We start from the raw sequence: 13,867 nt of genomic DNA on the forward strand, positions 1-13,867 counted from the left end.
TTGGCAGATTGCGACCCTGTAGGACAGACCTTGAAAGCGTGCCCGCCCGATCCACCTTGGACCGATGACCGCCACCCGCCTGTTCGACCGCGCCATCATCCGCCTGACCGCGCAGGATGCGCAAGAAGACGTGCCCGCCTTCCTCCAGGGACTGGTAACGCAGGACGTGACCGGCACCCTCCCCGTCTGGGCCGGGCTGCTTACCCCGCAGGGCAAGGCGATGTTCGACTTCATCGTCTGGCCGGCAGGAGACGGCGGATTGCTGATCGATTGCGAGAAGGATGCGGCAGACGAGCTTGCGAAGCGGCTCATGCTCTACCGCCTGCGGCGCAAGATCGCGATCGAACGCGACGAGGGTATGGCGGTCCACTGGAAAGCGACGCCGGGCGATGGCGGCGCGCCCGATCCGCGGCTGGGCGACCTCGGCGAACGCTGGATCGCGCCCGTGGCCGAAACGGACGAACCCGCCGACGATGCTTGGCGCAAGCACCGCCTGTCGCTGGGCGTGCCCGAGGGGCGCGCGGAACTGGGCGACATATTGTGGCTGGAAACGAACGCTGCGGAGCTGAACGGCGTCAGCTTTTCCAAGGGCTGCTATGTCGGCCAGGAGAACACCGCCCGCATGAACTGGCGGCAAAAGGTCAATCGGCGCCTTGTCGTGGTGCCGCTCGCATCGTCGGAGGAGAAGCGCCGCAAGACCGCGCATGACGATCTCGGCCTTGCCGTCGATCACTTGCGGGTGAGCGATATCGATCCGGCCACCGTGCCGGACTGGATGCAGCTGGCGTCCGCCGGGGAATCGCCGGACGACTGAAGCGTTGCCGGGACCGCCCGGACGCTCGCCCCCTCAGATAGCGTCCGCGACTTGGCGCGTCATCCAGCGCGCGCGCGAACCGTAAGCGGCGATCTTCGCCGCGAGTTCGCCCGAAACCTCGCCCTCTGCAAAGCCCAGCCGCTGCCAGTAATCCGCCGCGCCTTCGACAGCGACCAGCTCCGCCTCCGCAAGGCCGGCTTGTGCCGCCATCCGGAAGGCGCGCCGCACCAGCCTGCGCCCGGCACACGTTCCGCGGCCCGATTCGGACACGGCGAGATCGTGCAGGAAGAGTATTTCGGCCGGCGTGTCCGGATCGAGCGCGACCGAAAGCGCCGGCGGCGAACGCCGGGTCCAGCCATGCGCCAGCAGGTAGCCGACCAGAGTATTCTCGTGCTTCGCGGCTAGGCAGAAGGACGTGCCGAGCGCGATGCGGCCGAGAAACGCGTCCGCTCCTTCGACCAGGAATGTCGGATACACCTCCCGCTGGATCGCGAGCGCCGCGGGCACGTCGCCGGGTTCGAGCGGGACGATCCGAAGTTCGGCAGTGTCGGACATCGGGAAACTAGCCGACGGCGGTCCCTAGGACGCGGTCGCCTTGGCATTGGCGAGCGAGGCTTCCAGCAGCGTCTTGGCCGTCAGCCGCGCGGTGTCTTCCGGCAGCTTCAGCGATTTCGCCAGCTCGCGGCCCATCAGCGAATGGCCCAGGGCCAGGAGGACGATGATCAGCGTGGACCGGTGCGCCACGTCGTCATGGCCCGGCGCGCAATCGGCCACTTGCGGGTGCAGTTCGTCCACCAGCGCGTGGATCGTCTCCACGATCGGGTCCAGCGCATCCTCGTTACCCGAAGCGAGCATCCACCCGGCGAGCGCGCCCCCGCCCTCCCGGTCGAACGCGTCGAAGGCGAGATCCACCGTCTCTCCCGGATCGGCGACACCGGCGCGCGCCGCGCGGACCGATTCCGCGATCGTGTCGCACACGGTCTGCGCAAGGTGCGCGGCGAGCGCCTTTTGCAAGCCCGAGGCGGAGCCGAAATGGTGCAGCAGGTTTGCGTGGGTCCGCCCGATCCTGTTTGCCACGGCTTTCAGCGTGACCGATTGCGGGCCGGTCTCGATCAGGAGGCCCCTTGCCGCTTCCAGCGCTGCGGTGCGGGATTCCTGCGGACTCAGTCTCTTGCGGCTCGACATCGGGAGGACCGTAGGACCGGGACGCAGCGCAGGCAAGCGAGCGGCACGCGCCGCAGTAATCCGGCAAGAAGGCGCAGGTGGATAACGCCTCGTCGTGACGGGCTGCGCGTCTTATTGACACCAATGTAAGTAAGGAATATTTCCGGAGCCGAACGAAACCACGGAGACCGGCATGAACGCCCCTGCCCGTATCGACCATTCCCGCAAGGACCCGACGCCCGAAGGGCTGACCATCACAGTGCGCGACGAGCGCTTCAACCGCGGCACCAAGCCTGCGCGCTGGTGGACCGGCGATGCCTTCGGCACGGCCTGGCTCAACACGCTGTCCGCGACCTTCCCGCGCGGCGAGGCGTTCTTCATCGAGGCGGTCAAGGCGCACCGCGAGGGCGCACCTCCCAAGCTGGAGGCGGAAATCCGAGCTTTCGTGCGGCAGGAAATCAACCACACGCGCGAACACGTCGCCTTCAACCGTATCGCGACCGATGCCGGGTACGACATCACCGCGATCGACACGAAGGTGAAGGAGCTGCTCGAGCTCATCAGGGGGCGTCCCGCGATCGTCGACCTCGGCGTCACCATGGCGCTGGAGCATTTCACCGCCATGATGGCGCACGATTTCCTGAAGAACCCGGACCATTTCGCGGACGCCGATCCGGAAGTCGCCGCCATGTGGCGCTGGCACGCGGTCGAGGAAGTTGAGCACAAGGGCGTCGCCTTCGACACCTGGCTGCACGCCACGCGCGACTGGAGCGACTGGAAGCGTTGGAAGACGCGCAACCTGCTGATGGTGCTGGTGACGATCCGGTTCTTCCGCAACCGCTGGGTCGATGCGCTGGGCCTGCTGGCGCAGGACGGCATCACCGGCTGGAAGGCGCGACTGGGCCTGGCGCGGAACCTGTGGATGAAGCCCGGCATGCTGCGCCGAATCGCGCCCGCATGGTTCGCCTATTTCCGGCCCGGCTTCCACCCGTGGGACCACGACGACCGGGCCCTCATCGGCAAATACGAAGGCGAGTTCGAAGCCGCCCTGCTGCCGGCGGAATAGGCCGTCCCCGGCGGAGGCCGACCGCCGATCAGGCGGCCAGCCTCTCCGGTTCCGTGTCCAGATCGATCGCGAAGCACACCAGCGGCGCCTCTGCTCCGCGTCCGGCGCTGAATTGCGGCCGGATTTCTCCGGTCGGCACGAACCCCGCCTTTTGCAGCACGCGGCCCGACGCCGGATTGTCCTGGAAATGCCCGGCCACGATGCGCCGGTGGCCGAGCGCACGGGCGATGTCGACGACGGCGCGCGCCGCTTCGGTCGCATAGCCGCGGCCCCAGTGCTCGCGTGCAATCCAGTACCCGATCTGCAGCTCGCCGCGATCGTCCATGCCGAGGCCCGCCGCGCCGATCAGGCGCGAGCCCGCCTCGCCCGGAAGCGTGACCATGAAGCTGGGAATGCGCGGATCGGCGGGCAGGCGCGCGGCGAATTCGCGGGCGTGGTCCTCGGTATAGGGCCACGGCGCACGCGCGAGATTGCACACGATGCCCTGCTCCGCGATCCCCTTGAAGATCGCGCGCCAGTCTTCGGGCCAGGCCGGCCGCAGCAACAATCGTTCGGTGCGATGGAACATCGTCTTTCTCCGCTCGCCCCACGCCGCACCATCTGGGCGCGAAATGTGGACCTAATGTGATGCCGGATGGAAAATCCGACGAACTGCGAGGGAGAAACGACAAGAGGGAGACGGGCTGGCCCCATCTCCCTCTTCGTCTGCCGGATCGTTAGCCCGGCTGGGACCGTCCCGTCTGGACGATCCCGTTATCGGAGCGTCCGGTTATTCGGCGGCTTCCGCCTGCATGTCGACCGATACGTACTTTCGGCCGAGCTTGCCGTCGTGGAAGCGCACGATGCCGTCGGTAAGCGCGAAAAGCGTGTGGTCCTTGCCCATGCCGACATTGGAACCGGCATAGAACTTGGTGCCGCGCTGACGCACGATGATGTTGCCCGCAACCACGCCCTGGCTGCCGAACTTCTTCACGCCCAGGCGACGGCCTGCCGAGTCGCGACCATTGCGGGATGAACCGCCTGCTTTCTTATGTGCCATGGTCCGTTACCCTTCGTTCTTGTCTTCGGTCTTCTTGGCGGCCGGCTTCTTCGCGGCAGCCTTCTTGGCCGGGGCCTTCTTTTCCTCGGCCGCCTTGGAAGTCGCAGCCGTCTTCTTCGGCGCGGCCTTCTTCGCGGCGGGCTTGGCCTCGGCGGTGTCCGCCTTCTTGGCCGGAGCCTTCTTCGCCGGTGCCTTGGCCTCGGCTTCGGTCGCCTTCGCGTCGGCGTCGGCCTTCTTGGCTTCGGCCTTCTTCGCCGGCGCCTTCTTGGCCGAACCTTCGCCCACGTCGGTGATGCGCAGCAGCGTCAGCTGCTGGCGGTGACCGGCCTTGCGGCGATAGTTGTGACGGCGGCGCTTCTTGAAGACCACCACCTTCTCGCTCTTCGCCTGGGCGATGATTTCGGCAGAGACGGTCACCTTGCTGGCGTCGGCGACGGAATCGCCTTCGCCCGCGAGAAGGACATCGCCCAGCGTGATCGTGTCGCCGGCTTCTCCGGCGAGCTTCTCGACTGCGATCTTGTCTCCGGCGGCAACCCGGTATTGCTTGCCGCCCGTACGCACGACTGCGAACATGGTGGTATACTCTCGATCTGGTGCTTACCCGCCCCCGGAACCAGCTCCGGGGTTGGCGCAATCGAGCCCCCGCCTGACGGCGTGGCCCGGAAAGAAGCGCGCAGGTAAGATAAGGCCGGAACAAAGTCAACGCCGATCTTGGCCGGAATGCCGGGAAAAGCTGGCAAGCCGGCGAAGCTTTGCTAGGGATCGGCGCATGAACCGCTTCGTCCCCGTCCTGGCGCTGGCCGCCGCCCTCCTGTCGGGCTGCGCGGGGTCCAGCGCGGACTATCCCTCGCTGGCGATCCGCGACTTCGAACGCAACCCCGAACGCTTCCGCCCGCCCGATCCCGAACCGCTCCCCCAGCCTGCCCCGCTGTCCGCGGCCACGCGCGCCCGGCTCGGCCCGCTGGTGGCGCAGGCGCAGGAGGAGCATCGCGGCTTCATGGCCGCGGTCGCCCGGACCCAGCGTGCCGTGAACGGTGCGCGCGGGGCGCCGATCGGCACCGAACCGTGGGGCGACGCACAGGTCGCTCTGGCCGACCTCGATTCGTTTCGCAGCCGCACCTCCGTACCGCTGGGCGATCTCGACCGCCTGTATGCCGACACACTCGCCGAATACGAGGAGGTGACCGCCGTCGCCGCGGCGCGCAACCAAGTGATCGGGCTGGTCGCCGAACAGGACGCGATCCTCGCCCGGATGCGCGCCGCCGTCCGATGAGCCTCGCCTGCGCGCAGTGCCCGGTGCGCGACCGCGCCGCCTGCGCCGTGCTGGACGAAACCGAACGCGGCGAACTGGGCCGGATCGGCCGGATGGTGGATCTTGCGCCGGGCGAAGTCCTGTTCCGCGCCGGCGACGAGGCACCCGCCTGCGCAACGCTCGTCGAAGGCGCCCTCAAGATCGTCGACACTACCGCCGAAGGGTTCGAACACATCCTCGGCCTTATCCACCCGGCCGGCTTCGTGGGCGAATTCTTCCAGCCTTTCGCCCGGCACGAAGTCGTCGCCCTGACCCGTTCGCGCCTGTGCGTCTTCGGCGGACACGACATGGAGCGGGCCATCGAACGCTACCCCGCCCTTGCCCGCGCGCTCCTGCGCCGCGCGCAGACGGACGTGCTCGCCAGCCGCGACCTGCTCTCCCTTACCTCCTCGCCCTCGGCAAAGCGCAAGGTCGCCGGCCTGCTGCTCGCCTTCGCCGATGCGGCGAGCGATTCGCCCTGCCATCCGGCTGCCGCCTTCGACCTCCCGCTGAGCCGGGGCGAGATGGCGGCCATGCTCGGACTGACGATCGAGACGGTCAGTCGCCGGATCACGGCCATGGAACGCGACGGCATCCTTTCGCGCACAGGAAAGCGCGGGATCGCCCTCCACGATCCCGCGCGCCTCTCCGGACTGGCGGAGAGGTCCTGAGGTCAGTTGAACGCGGCGATCGTCACCACGGCGAGACCCCAGACCACCAGCATCACCGGCAGGATCAGCATCTGGACGGTCGCGTCGCGCCCATCGAGGCGTCCGGTATAGGTCGCGATGCCCCGCCGGCGCAGCTGCCCCAGCGTGAGTGGGGCCTTGCCATCATCCGGCCCGATCCGGGTCCAGATCGCCGGGACGACGAAGAAGCCGGTGATGAAGACGACGAAGATCGCCATCGGGATGATCAGCCCGGGGCTCGCGAAGCCGACCGCCGTGATCGCGAGGAACGCGAACAGCGATGCCGCGAACACGCCGTAGAGTGCGGTCGGCATCTCGAAGCTCCGGTCGACCGGCGGCTGTTCGAAGGCCTGCTCGCGGATGATGGCCTTTTCGGCGAGGGCTTCGCGGAGAAGATGGCGTGACATGGATTGGCTCCTTTCGTTGAGGAGCCTTGTCGCGCGTTTTCGCGCGGTCCGCCTTGATCTCGATCAAATGGCGAAAATCAATTCCAGCGATCGAGGTCTTCGTAGTCGCCCTGCCGCGGTTCGATCCAGTGCCAGCCATCGCTGCGCCGCTCGCGCTTCCAGAACCACGCACCGGCCTTCAGGTGGTCCATCATGAAATCGACCGCGGCGAACGCATCGCGCCGGTGCGTGGCGGCAGCGGCGACGAGCACGATCGCCTCGCCCGGCACCATGGTACCGATCCGGTGCCAGGCGAGCAGGCCGTCGAGCCCGAACCGCTCGGACGCCTCGCCCGCGCGATCCTCGATGCCCGGCAGCGTCAACGGCTCGTAATGCGTGATCTCGAGCGCGCGCACATCCGTATCCGGCCGCACCTTGCCGACGAAGGAGACGATTCCCCCCGCCTGCGGGCTGACTGCGTTGAATGCGGCCAGAGCCTCGCCCACCGAAAGCCCCCTGTCGAGCAGGCGGACATCACGCGGCGTGGCGATTGCGAGCCTAGCCACCGCTGACCGGCGGCAGCAGCGCGACCTCGTCCCCGTCCGACGCGCGGAGTGCGGTCCGGTCGGACAGGACCCTGCCCGCGCAGGCTACGCTGACTCGCGGCTGCGCAACGGCTTCGGCCAAGGCTGGCGGGAGCCTTGCCCGGAGACCTTCCCAGTCGAGCGGCGCGGCGAGTTCCATCGCTTCGCATCCGGCAAGGTCGCGCAATGGGCCGAGGAACAGCACGCGCACGCTCACGCGGCGCCGGTCCGGTTCGCCTTGGTCGGCTGGTCGTGCAACGGCAGGTACTGGCCGGTCACGCCCGGCGTGCGGTCGAGGAAGGCGACCAGCGCGGCCAGCGCTTGCGCATCGTCGGTGGCGGTCACGTTCACGCGGCGTTCGGGCGCATGCCCCCGCGCCAGGTCCCGGGCGAGCGTGCGCCGCCAGTCTGTGTGCTCCCACCCGGCCACGGGAAATGCGACCAGCACGTCCGCGCCACCCAACAGCTTTGCGATCACCGCCGGCAGTTCGTCGGCCAGGAAGCGCGCCGCCGCCTGAACGGGATCCTCGCCCCCGGCATTAGCATGGTGGACGACGCAGCCGCTCACGGCCGCTCCCGGTGCAGCGTGATGCCGATCTGCTCGTTCGCTTCCGCGATGGCCAGCTTCACGATCTTCACCGTGACCGCCTCGACCCGGTCGTCCTGCAGGAACAGCGTTTCGCAGATGTGGTCCGCCACCGCCTCGATCAGCTTGAAATGCACCCCTTCGGGCAGCGCATCCCCGGCAGCGAACTTCAGGTCCATGTAGTTCTTGCTTTCGGACAGGGGCGTGTCCGGATCGTAGCGGTCGGCCACCTTCATCCGGGCGCGGATGGTGATCCGCAAGGGCTGCGGCTTGCCCGTCTCTTCGGAATAGATGCCGGTCAGGACATTGTGTTCGAGGTCGGCGACTTCGAGGATCAGCGAATCGGTCATGCGCCTGCGTCTAGACCGGATTGCTCCAGCGCGCGAAGATCGCGGTTGGAAGGACGCGCCCGCCCTCCCCTTCCTCGCGCACGGCCAGGTCGCCATGCTCCACCGTGCCGGGAAGGTCGGCGAACAGTTCGGCCAGCAACCCGCCCAGCGCGAGGCTGGACATGCGCACCGCATAGACGGTCAGGAACAGGAAGCGGCTGTCGGCATCGAGCAGCCGGCGGCAATCCGTCACGAGGTCCGGCAGGCCGTCCTCGATCCGCCATGTCTCGTTCTTCGGCCCGCGTCCGAACTTGGGCGGGTCGAGGATGATGCCGTCATAGCGGCGTCCCCGGCGCACCTCGCGCGCGGTGAACTTGCCCGCATCGTCCACCAGCCAGCGGACCGGCCGATCGCCGTAACCGGAAAGTTCCGCATTCTCGCGCGCCTGCGCGACGGATTTCTTCGAGGCATCGACATGCGCGACAGGGCCGCATTCGCTGAGCGCGAGTGACCCGACGCCGGTATAACCGAACAGGTTCAGCGTCTGCGCGTCCGGCGTGCCGGCCAGCTGCCCGAGCATCCAGTCCCACACGGGCGCCATGTCGGGGAAGAAACCCAAGTGACGGAAGGGCGTGCACTGGGCGGTGAAACGCACGTCGCGCCAGTGTAGCGGCCATCCGTCTTCGGGGACATCGCGGGCGAACTGCCACTTGCCGCCGCCATCCTCGTCCGATCCGGGGACGAACTCCCCGTCGGCCTGCCAATCCGCCCGTCGCGGAGCCCACATGGCCTGCGGTTCCGGGCGGATGAAGCTGTATGGGCCATAGCGTTCCAGCTTTCGTCCATGCCCGCTGTCGACGAGGCCGTAATCGTCCCACGCCTCCCCGATCATGAGTGTCGGTGAGAGGGTCAGATCAGCCACGCGACCCCGCCGCGTTTTCCACCACGAAGTCCCGGACCATGTCGTAATCGCCTGGCAGGTTCGTGAAGCGTTCCTCGCGCCCGAACAGGTCGCCGACGCGGGCGGGCAGCAGCGGGCGCGAACCGGTGGCACGCTCCACCGCGTCGCGGAACTTGGCCGGATGCGCGGTCGCCAGTGTCACCATGGGCACGTCCGGATCGATTTCGGCCGTGCGCGCCGCGTGGAGGCCGATCGCCGTGTGCGGATCGACGATCTCCCCGCACTGCTCGTGCGCCCAGCGCATCGCGCCCGACATTGCGTCCGCATCCGCGCGCGCGCTGCCGAACAAGCCGGTCGCGCCTTCGCGTTGCGCTTTGGTCAGCCGCATCGCCCGGTCCGCTTCGAAACCCTGCATCTGCGTGGCAAGCGCCGAACCGTCGCGCCCGCCGGTGTCGAACAGAAGGCGCTCGAAATTGGAACTAACCTGGATGTCCATGCTTGGCGCGGCGGTGGGCGTGACCTCGCCCGCGGAGTAATCGCCGTCGCTGAGCGCGCGGTGCAGGATGTCATTGACGTTGGTGGCGACGATCAGGCGCTCGATCGGCAGTCCCATCCGGGCCGCGACATAGCCTGCGAATACGTCCCCGAAATTGCCCGTCGGCACGCTGAAGGCGACCCGCCGCTCTGGCCCGCCCAATTGCAGCGCGGCGGCGAAATAATAGACCACTTGCGCCATCAGGCGGGCCCAGTTGATCGAATTGACCGCGCCGATGTTGAGTGTGCCGGTGAGCGCGGGATCGGCGAACATGCGCTTCACCATCGCCTGCGCATCGTCGAAGCTACCGTCGATGGCGATATTGTGGACGTTGGGCGCGAGCACCGTCGTCATCTGGCGACGCTGGACGTCGCTGACGCGGCCCGCGGGGTGCAGCATGAATATCTCGACATTCTCGCGCCCCGCCACCGCGTCGATCGCGGCACTGCCGGTGTCCCCGCTGGTCGCGCCGACGATCGTCAGCGGCGTGTCCCGGCGGGCGAGGAAGGTCTCGAACAGGCGGCCGAGCAGTTGCAGCGCCACATCCTTGAACGCGAGCGTGGGTCCGTGGAACAGTTCCAGCAGCCAGTGGCGCTCGTCCAGCTGCGTGAGCGGCGTGACCGCGGCGTGGGCGAACCGGCCATAGGCGCGTTCGCACAGGTCGCGCAGTTCGGCTTGCGTCAGGCTGTCGCCCACGAAAGGCATCATCACGCGTGTCGCGAGTTCCGCATAGGGAAGCCCGCGCATGGCGGCGATTTCGTCATTGGAGAAACCCGGCCAGCTTTCAGGCAGATAGAGGCCCCCGTCGCTCGCCAGCCCGGCCAGGGTGACGCCTTCGAAATCGAGGGGCTCGGCCCCGCCGCGGGTTGAAACATAGCGCATGTCCGGCGCGGGTTAGCGGCCACGACGTTGCGCGGCAAGCAAGCTCGGCTACCCGTCTCGCTTCTTCGCCCTGCCCCGGACCGCCAGGGCGAATATGACCAGCGCGACGAGCGCGAAGAAGAACCACTGGCCGGCATAGGCGAGGTGGTTGTTCGGCAGGTCCGACGGGTCCGGCCGCGCGAGCTGCCCGAGCCCGGCCAGCGCCGGCTCCGCCACGATGCGCGGTCCGGGCGCCAGGATGCCTTCGAACTCGCCGCCATCCCAGCTCGGCGTTTCCGGCTCGAGCGTCCAGCCCAGCACCACCGGCACTTCCAGCCCGTCTCCAACAACGCAATTGGCCGTGTGTGCCCAGCCCTTGGCGCCGTTCGCTGCCGTGCCTGCGCCGCTCTCGATCGAGCGGACCGTCTGGCAAATGCCCGAGACCGGGCGGTAGAGTTTCGCTTCGGTGTTGTCGGCAATGGTTTCGAAGATCACCGGGGGCCGGTCTTGGTCGACCGCCGCGTATTCCGCGATCAGCGCGGTCTTCTCCTGGTGGCGACCGAGCTGCCAGATGCCGAGGCCGATCATGACGCCCACTGCCAGCAGCACCACGATGGATGCGAACGGGGGGAAATCCTTCAGCTTCACGATCCGCCCTTGCCTTCCCCGGCACGGCGCCGGAACTCGAGATGGAGCAGCATGCCCTTGGCGACGCGAAGGCCTGCGAACACGAGCCCGAAAGTGACCGGGATCCAGATGATCGCGTGGACCCAGAACGGGTGCCGGACCGCCGCGTCGAGCCACAGGGCAAGACCCACGACGAAGGCGCCGATCACGAAGGTCAGGAACGCCGCCGGCCCGTCGCCCACGTTGAAGCCGTCATAGTCCAGTCCGCAGCTCCGGCAGCGCGGGGCGAACTTCACGAAACCGTCGAACAGGGTCGGCGCATCGCACCGCGGGCACTGGCCGAGCGCGGCCGCTTTCGCGGTTTCGATCATGCCGCCGCCCCGTTGCGGCGCCGGGACATCAATGGAATTCGGCGCCCCAGCCACCCCAGACGTAGACCACGATGAAAAGGAACAGCCACACGACGTCGACGAAGTGCCAGTACCAGGCCGCCGCTTCGAAGCCGAAATGCTGGCGCGGCGTGAAGTGGCCTGCATAGGCACGCGCGAGGCAGACGATCAGGAAGATCGTGCCGACGAGCACGTGGAAGCCGTGGAAGCCGGTCGCCATGTAGAAGGCCGAGCTGTAGGTGTTGCCGCCGAAGGCGAACGGCGCGACGACGTATTCGTAGGCCTGGATGCTGCTGAACAGCGCACCGAGCGCAATCGTGGCCCACAGGCCCTTCTTGAGGCCTTCGCGGTCGCCGTGGATCAGCGAATGGTGCGCCCAGGTGACGGTGGTGCCCGAGCACAGCAGGATCAGGGTATTGAGCAGCGGCAGGTCAAACGGATTGATGACTTCGAGACCGACATGCGGGAACGTGCGCGCCGCGGCTTCGCCATCCTGTCCGAACAGGCTCGTACTGACACCGTCGATCACCTCGATCGGTGCGGGGAACAGGGCGAAATCGAACCAGCTCCAGAACCACCCGACGAAGAACATGACTTCCGAAGCGATGAACAGGATCATGCCGTAGCGCATGTGCAGCTGCACGACCGGGGTGTGATGGCCGTCATGCGCTTCGCGGATGATGTTGCCCCACCAGCTGAAAAAGGTCGCGATCAGGCCCATGACGCCCAGACCCAACACGATCGGCCAAGAGCCGAACTGGGCGGGATCGGTTTCCGTCGCCGGGACGTGGTGCATGTAGAAAACCATGCCGGTCGTGAACGTCAGCGCCGATAGCGAGCCGACCAGCGGCCAGATGTCGGGCGGAAGGATGTGATAGGAGTGGTTGACTTTACCGGCCATCGGTTCGGGTCCTGTCTGTTCGTTCGGGGGCAGCCTCTAAACCGCGACGGCGCGCGGGTCCAGAGGCTAGCGCCGTACTTCCTTGGCTTTGTGGAATGTGTAGCTCAGCGTGATCTGTTCGACCCCTTCCATGTTGGGATCGTCCAGCGCCTTGGGATCGATGAAATAGAGCACCGGCATACGCATTTCCTCGCCCGGCTGGAGCGTCTGCTCGGTGAAGCAGAAGCACTGGATCTTGTTGAAATAGGCGCCCGCCTGTTCCGGCTCCACGTTGAAGGTGGCGGTCCCGGTGATCGGCTGGTCGCTGTTGTTGCGCGCGGTGTAGAAGGCAAGATCGCGCTGCCCGATCTGGACGGTGCGCGTCGATTGAACCGGCTTGAAGGTCCAGGGAACGGTGCGCGCGGTGCTGGCATCGAAGCGGATAGAATAGACCTGCCCGCCCGCGCTCGCCGCCATGCGCGCGGCAAGGTCCGCCTCGCCCTCGGTCGCGACCTGCGTGGTGCCGCCGAAACCGGTTACCCGGCAGAACAGCTCGTAAAGCGGCACCGCGGCATAGCCGAGGCCGAGCATCGCCGCCGCACCGGCAAAGGCAAGCAGCGCGACGCGCAGGTTCTTCTGATCGACAGGTGCGGCAGTCGCCATGATCAGAGCTCCATCCGCACGATGGTAATACCGTAGATCAGCAGGACGAACGCCAGCAGCAGCCCACCCAGTACGATGTTGCGCTGCTTCTGCCGGCGGCGGATTTCGGCTTCTTCTTCAGGTGTCATACGGTCCAGCCCTGCGTCACGGAAAAGCGATCGATTACCAGCACCGCGAACAGCGCGAACAGGTACACGATGCTGAACGCGAACAGCCGCTTTTCGGGCCGCATCGCGTCCTTGCCCTCGATGTCGCGCAAGCCCACCGGAATCGCAAGCGCAAGGAAGGCAAGCGACAATGCAAGCGCGGCAATTCCGTAGATTTCACCGGTCCCGCCGATGAAATAGGGCGCCATCGCGACCGGGATCAGCAGCACGCTGTAGACGAGGATCTGGCGGCGGGTAGAACGGGCGCCCTTCACCACCGGCATCATCGGAATGCCGACCTTGGCGTAATCGCTCTGCACGAACAGGGCGAGCGCCCAGAAATGCGGCGGCGTCCACATGAAGATGATCGCAAACAGGAGGATCGGCATCGCCGTCACCTCGCCCGTTACCGCGACCCACCCGATCAGCGGCGGAAACGCACCCGCACCGCCGCCGATGACGATGTTCTGCGGCGTGCGCGGCTTGAGCCACATGGTGTAGACGACCGCGTAATAGAAGATCGAGAGCACCAGCAGCGCGGCGGCGAGATAGCCGACGGCAAAGGCCATCACGAGGACCGAGGCGCCCGAGAGGAAGAAGCCGAAATCGCGCGCGTCGGTCGGCTGCAGGCGTTTCATCGGCAGGGGTCGCCCGGCCGTGCGCTTCATGCCGGCGTCGAGGTCCGCTTCCCACCACTGGTTCAGCGCCGCGGCCCCACCTGCACCCACCGCGATGCACAGGATCGCGGTAAAGCCGAGTATGGGATGGATGGAGCCCGGAGCCGCCAGCAGGCCGCACAAGCCGGTGAAGATCACCAGGCTCATCACGCGCGGCTTCGTCAGCGCGAAGAAGTCGCGCCAGTCCGCGGGAAGGCGCTGGGCGCTGGCAGGGCTGGAAGAAGTGGCGGTCATTGTGTCG

22 protein-coding genes are annotated in these 13,867 nt (G+C 67.1%); 4 read left to right on the plus strand and 18 right to left on the minus strand.

Annotated elements, in window-relative coordinates; genetic code table 11:
• Positions 1-64 precede the first annotated feature (64 nt).
• Positions 65-814 (plus strand): folate-binding protein, encoded by a 750-nt coding sequence (locus tag AB1K63_RS05485; RefSeq protein WP_366958944.1) that lies wholly within the window; start codon positions 65-67, stop codon positions 812-814.
• Between the two features lie 33 nt (positions 815-847).
• Here AB1K63_RS05485 and AB1K63_RS05490 read toward each other — a convergent pair whose 3' ends face one another.
• Both AB1K63_RS05490 and AB1K63_RS05495 read right to left on the minus strand, forming a co-directional pair.
• Positions 848-1,369, minus strand: coding sequence for a GNAT family N-acetyltransferase (locus AB1K63_RS05490; protein WP_366958945.1), 522 nt, complete (start codon positions 1,367-1,369; stop codon positions 848-850).
• 24 nt (positions 1,370-1,393) lie between these two features.
• Positions 1,394-1,999 carry a TetR family transcriptional regulator gene (locus AB1K63_RS05495; RefSeq protein ID WP_366958946.1) on the minus strand — a complete coding sequence of 202 codons (606 nt, stop codon included), beginning with the start codon at positions 1,997-1,999 and terminating at the stop codon, positions 1,394-1,396.
• A 172-nt stretch (positions 2,000-2,171) separates the two neighbouring features.
• Here AB1K63_RS05495 and AB1K63_RS05500 point away from each other — a divergent pair, with 172 nt between their 5' ends.
• On the plus strand, positions 2,172-3,044 hold the full coding sequence (locus AB1K63_RS05500) for a metal-dependent hydrolase (protein ID WP_366958947.1): 873 nt from the start codon (positions 2,172-2,174) through the stop codon (positions 3,042-3,044).
• A gap of 28 nt (positions 3,045-3,072) precedes the next feature.
• On the opposite strand, the gene AB1K63_RS05505 is transcribed toward AB1K63_RS05500, so the two are convergent.
• From AB1K63_RS05505 to rplU, 3 genes are all read right to left on the minus strand, one after another.
• Positions 3,073-3,612 carry a GNAT family N-acetyltransferase gene (locus AB1K63_RS05505; protein ID WP_366958948.1) on the minus strand — a complete coding sequence of 180 codons (540 nt, stop codon included), beginning with the start codon at positions 3,610-3,612 and terminating at the stop codon, positions 3,073-3,075.
• A gap of 201 nt (positions 3,613-3,813) precedes the next feature.
• The gene (rpmA, locus tag AB1K63_RS05510) at positions 3,814-4,083 is read right to left on the minus strand and encodes a 50S ribosomal protein L27 (protein ID WP_366958949.1); all 270 of its coding nucleotides are present in this window, start codon (positions 4,081-4,083) and stop codon (positions 3,814-3,816) included.
• A gap of 6 nt (positions 4,084-4,089) precedes the next feature.
• Positions 4,090-4,656, minus strand: a complete 567-nt coding sequence (gene rplU, locus AB1K63_RS05515; protein ID WP_366958951.1) for a 50S ribosomal protein L21 — start codon at positions 4,654-4,656, stop codon at positions 4,090-4,092.
• Between the two features lie 196 nt (positions 4,657-4,852).
• Here rplU and AB1K63_RS05520 point away from each other — a divergent pair, with 196 nt between their 5' ends.
• Positions 4,853-5,356, plus strand: a complete 504-nt coding sequence (locus AB1K63_RS05520) for a hypothetical protein (protein WP_366958953.1) — start codon at positions 4,853-4,855, stop codon at positions 5,354-5,356.
• Entirely contained in the window at positions 5,353-6,045 is a 693-nt protein-coding gene (locus tag AB1K63_RS05525; RefSeq protein WP_366958954.1) for a Crp/Fnr family transcriptional regulator, read from the plus strand. Before AB1K63_RS05520 ends, AB1K63_RS05525 begins: the two co-directional genes overlap by 4 nt.
• Positions 6,046-6,047: 2 nt before the next feature.
• Here the strand turns inward: AB1K63_RS05525 and AB1K63_RS05530 are convergent, their stop codons facing one another.
• From AB1K63_RS05530 to AB1K63_RS05590, 13 genes are all read right to left on the minus strand, one after another.
• Positions 6,048-6,470 carry a hypothetical protein gene (locus tag AB1K63_RS05530; RefSeq protein WP_366958955.1) on the minus strand — a complete coding sequence of 141 codons (423 nt, stop codon included), beginning with the start codon at positions 6,468-6,470 and terminating at the stop codon, positions 6,048-6,050.
• Positions 6,471-6,547: 77 nt separating this feature from the next.
• On the minus strand, positions 6,548-7,015 hold the full coding sequence (locus AB1K63_RS05535; RefSeq protein ID WP_366958956.1) for a molybdenum cofactor biosynthesis protein MoaE: 468 nt from the start codon (positions 7,013-7,015) through the stop codon (positions 6,548-6,550).
• Positions 7,008-7,250: a MoaD/ThiS family protein gene (locus AB1K63_RS05540; RefSeq protein ID WP_366958957.1), complete on the minus strand. Its 243-nt coding sequence runs from the start codon at positions 7,248-7,250 to the stop codon at positions 7,008-7,010. Before AB1K63_RS05540 ends, AB1K63_RS05535 begins: the two co-directional genes overlap by 8 nt.
• Positions 7,247-7,600, minus strand: a complete 354-nt coding sequence (locus AB1K63_RS05545) for a Rossmann fold domain-containing protein (protein ID WP_366958958.1) — start codon at positions 7,598-7,600, stop codon at positions 7,247-7,249. The genes AB1K63_RS05540 and AB1K63_RS05545 overlap by 4 nt, the downstream gene beginning before the upstream one ends.
• Positions 7,597-7,968 (minus strand): dihydroneopterin aldolase, encoded by a 372-nt coding sequence (locus tag AB1K63_RS05550; protein ID WP_366958959.1) that lies wholly within the window; start codon positions 7,966-7,968, stop codon positions 7,597-7,599. The genes AB1K63_RS05545 and AB1K63_RS05550 overlap by 4 nt, the downstream gene beginning before the upstream one ends.
• Before the next feature lie 10 nt (positions 7,969-7,978).
• Entirely contained in the window at positions 7,979-8,869 is an 891-nt protein-coding gene (locus AB1K63_RS05555; protein ID WP_366958961.1) for a class I SAM-dependent methyltransferase, read from the minus strand.
• Positions 8,862-10,265 (minus strand): threonine synthase, encoded by a 1,404-nt coding sequence (gene thrC / locus AB1K63_RS05560; protein WP_366958962.1) that lies wholly within the window; start codon positions 10,263-10,265, stop codon positions 8,862-8,864. The genes AB1K63_RS05555 and thrC overlap by 8 nt, the downstream gene beginning before the upstream one ends.
• Before the next feature lie 48 nt (positions 10,266-10,313).
• Positions 10,314-10,892 carry an SURF1 family protein gene (locus AB1K63_RS05565; protein ID WP_366958963.1) on the minus strand — a complete coding sequence of 193 codons (579 nt, stop codon included), beginning with the start codon at positions 10,890-10,892 and terminating at the stop codon, positions 10,314-10,316.
• Positions 10,889-11,242: a DUF983 domain-containing protein gene (locus tag AB1K63_RS05570; protein WP_366958964.1), complete on the minus strand. Its 354-nt coding sequence runs from the start codon at positions 11,240-11,242 to the stop codon at positions 10,889-10,891. The genes AB1K63_RS05565 and AB1K63_RS05570 overlap by 4 nt, the downstream gene beginning before the upstream one ends.
• A 28-nt stretch (positions 11,243-11,270) precedes the next feature.
• Complete coding sequence (locus AB1K63_RS05575; RefSeq protein WP_366958965.1) at positions 11,271-12,161, minus strand: cytochrome c oxidase subunit 3; 891 nt, start codon at positions 12,159-12,161, stop codon at positions 11,271-11,273.
• 66 nt (positions 12,162-12,227) lie between these two features.
• Entirely contained in the window at positions 12,228-12,803 is a 576-nt protein-coding gene (locus AB1K63_RS05580; RefSeq protein ID WP_366958966.1) for a cytochrome c oxidase assembly protein, read from the minus strand.
• Between the two features lie 2 nt (positions 12,804-12,805).
• Entirely contained in the window at positions 12,806-12,931 is a 126-nt protein-coding gene (locus AB1K63_RS05585) for a hypothetical protein (RefSeq protein ID WP_366958967.1), read from the minus strand.
• Positions 12,928-13,860, minus strand: coding sequence for a heme o synthase (locus tag AB1K63_RS05590; RefSeq protein WP_366958968.1), 933 nt, complete (start codon positions 13,858-13,860; stop codon positions 12,928-12,930). The genes AB1K63_RS05585 and AB1K63_RS05590 overlap by 4 nt, the downstream gene beginning before the upstream one ends.
• Positions 13,861-13,867 lie beyond the last annotated feature (7 nt).

The sequence above is a fragment of the Qipengyuania sp. JC766 genome (assembly GCF_040717445.1).
In the GTDB taxonomy this organism is placed as follows: domain Bacteria; phylum Pseudomonadota; class Alphaproteobacteria; order Sphingomonadales; family Sphingomonadaceae; genus JC766.

Bases quoted from the DNA above. Each gene is read 5' to 3' on its own strand.
- AB1K63_RS05550 (WP_366958959.1), bottom strand. From the start codon at position 7,968: ATGACCGATTCGCTGATCCTCGAAGTCGCCGACCTCGAACACAATGTC.
- rpmA (WP_366958949.1), bottom strand. From the start codon at position 4,083: ATGGCACATAAGAAAGCAGGCGGTTCATCCCGCAATGGTCGCGACTCG.
- AB1K63_RS05485 (WP_366958944.1), top strand. From the start codon at position 65: ATGACCGCCACCCGCCTGTTCGACCGCGCCATCATCCGCCTGACCGCG.
- thrC (WP_366958962.1), bottom strand. From the start codon at position 10,265: ATGCGCTATGTTTCAACCCGCGGCGGGGCCGAGCCCCTCGATTTCGAA.
- AB1K63_RS05575 (WP_366958965.1), bottom strand. From the start codon at position 12,161: ATGGCCGGTAAAGTCAACCACTCCTATCACATCCTTCCGCCCGACATC.
- AB1K63_RS05585 (WP_366958967.1), bottom strand. From the start codon at position 12,931: ATGACACCTGAAGAAGAAGCCGAAATCCGCCGCCGGCAGAAGCAGCGC.
- AB1K63_RS05495 (WP_366958946.1), bottom strand. From the start codon at position 1,999: ATGTCGAGCCGCAAGAGACTGAGTCCGCAGGAATCCCGCACCGCAGCG.
- AB1K63_RS05530 (WP_366958955.1), bottom strand. From the start codon at position 6,470: ATGTCACGCCATCTTCTCCGCGAAGCCCTCGCCGAAAAGGCCATCATC.
- AB1K63_RS05500 (WP_366958947.1), top strand. From the start codon at position 2,172: ATGAACGCCCCTGCCCGTATCGACCATTCCCGCAAGGACCCGACGCCC.
- AB1K63_RS05590 (WP_366958968.1), bottom strand. From the start codon at position 13,860: ATGACCGCCACTTCTTCCAGCCCTGCCAGCGCCCAGCGCCTTCCCGCG.
- AB1K63_RS05570 (WP_366958964.1), bottom strand. From the start codon at position 11,242: ATGATCGAAACCGCGAAAGCGGCCGCGCTCGGCCAGTGCCCGCGGTGC.
- AB1K63_RS05505 (WP_366958948.1), bottom strand. From the start codon at position 3,612: ATGTTCCATCGCACCGAACGATTGTTGCTGCGGCCGGCCTGGCCCGAA.
- AB1K63_RS05525 (WP_366958954.1), top strand. From the start codon at position 5,353: ATGAGCCTCGCCTGCGCGCAGTGCCCGGTGCGCGACCGCGCCGCCTGC.
- AB1K63_RS05580 (WP_366958966.1), bottom strand. From the start codon at position 12,803: ATGGCGACTGCCGCACCTGTCGATCAGAAGAACCTGCGCGTCGCGCTG.
- rplU (WP_366958951.1), bottom strand. From the start codon at position 4,656: ATGTTCGCAGTCGTGCGTACGGGCGGCAAGCAATACCGGGTTGCCGCC.
- AB1K63_RS05490 (WP_366958945.1), bottom strand. From the start codon at position 1,369: ATGTCCGACACTGCCGAACTTCGGATCGTCCCGCTCGAACCCGGCGAC.
- AB1K63_RS05520 (WP_366958953.1), top strand. From the start codon at position 4,853: ATGAACCGCTTCGTCCCCGTCCTGGCGCTGGCCGCCGCCCTCCTGTCG.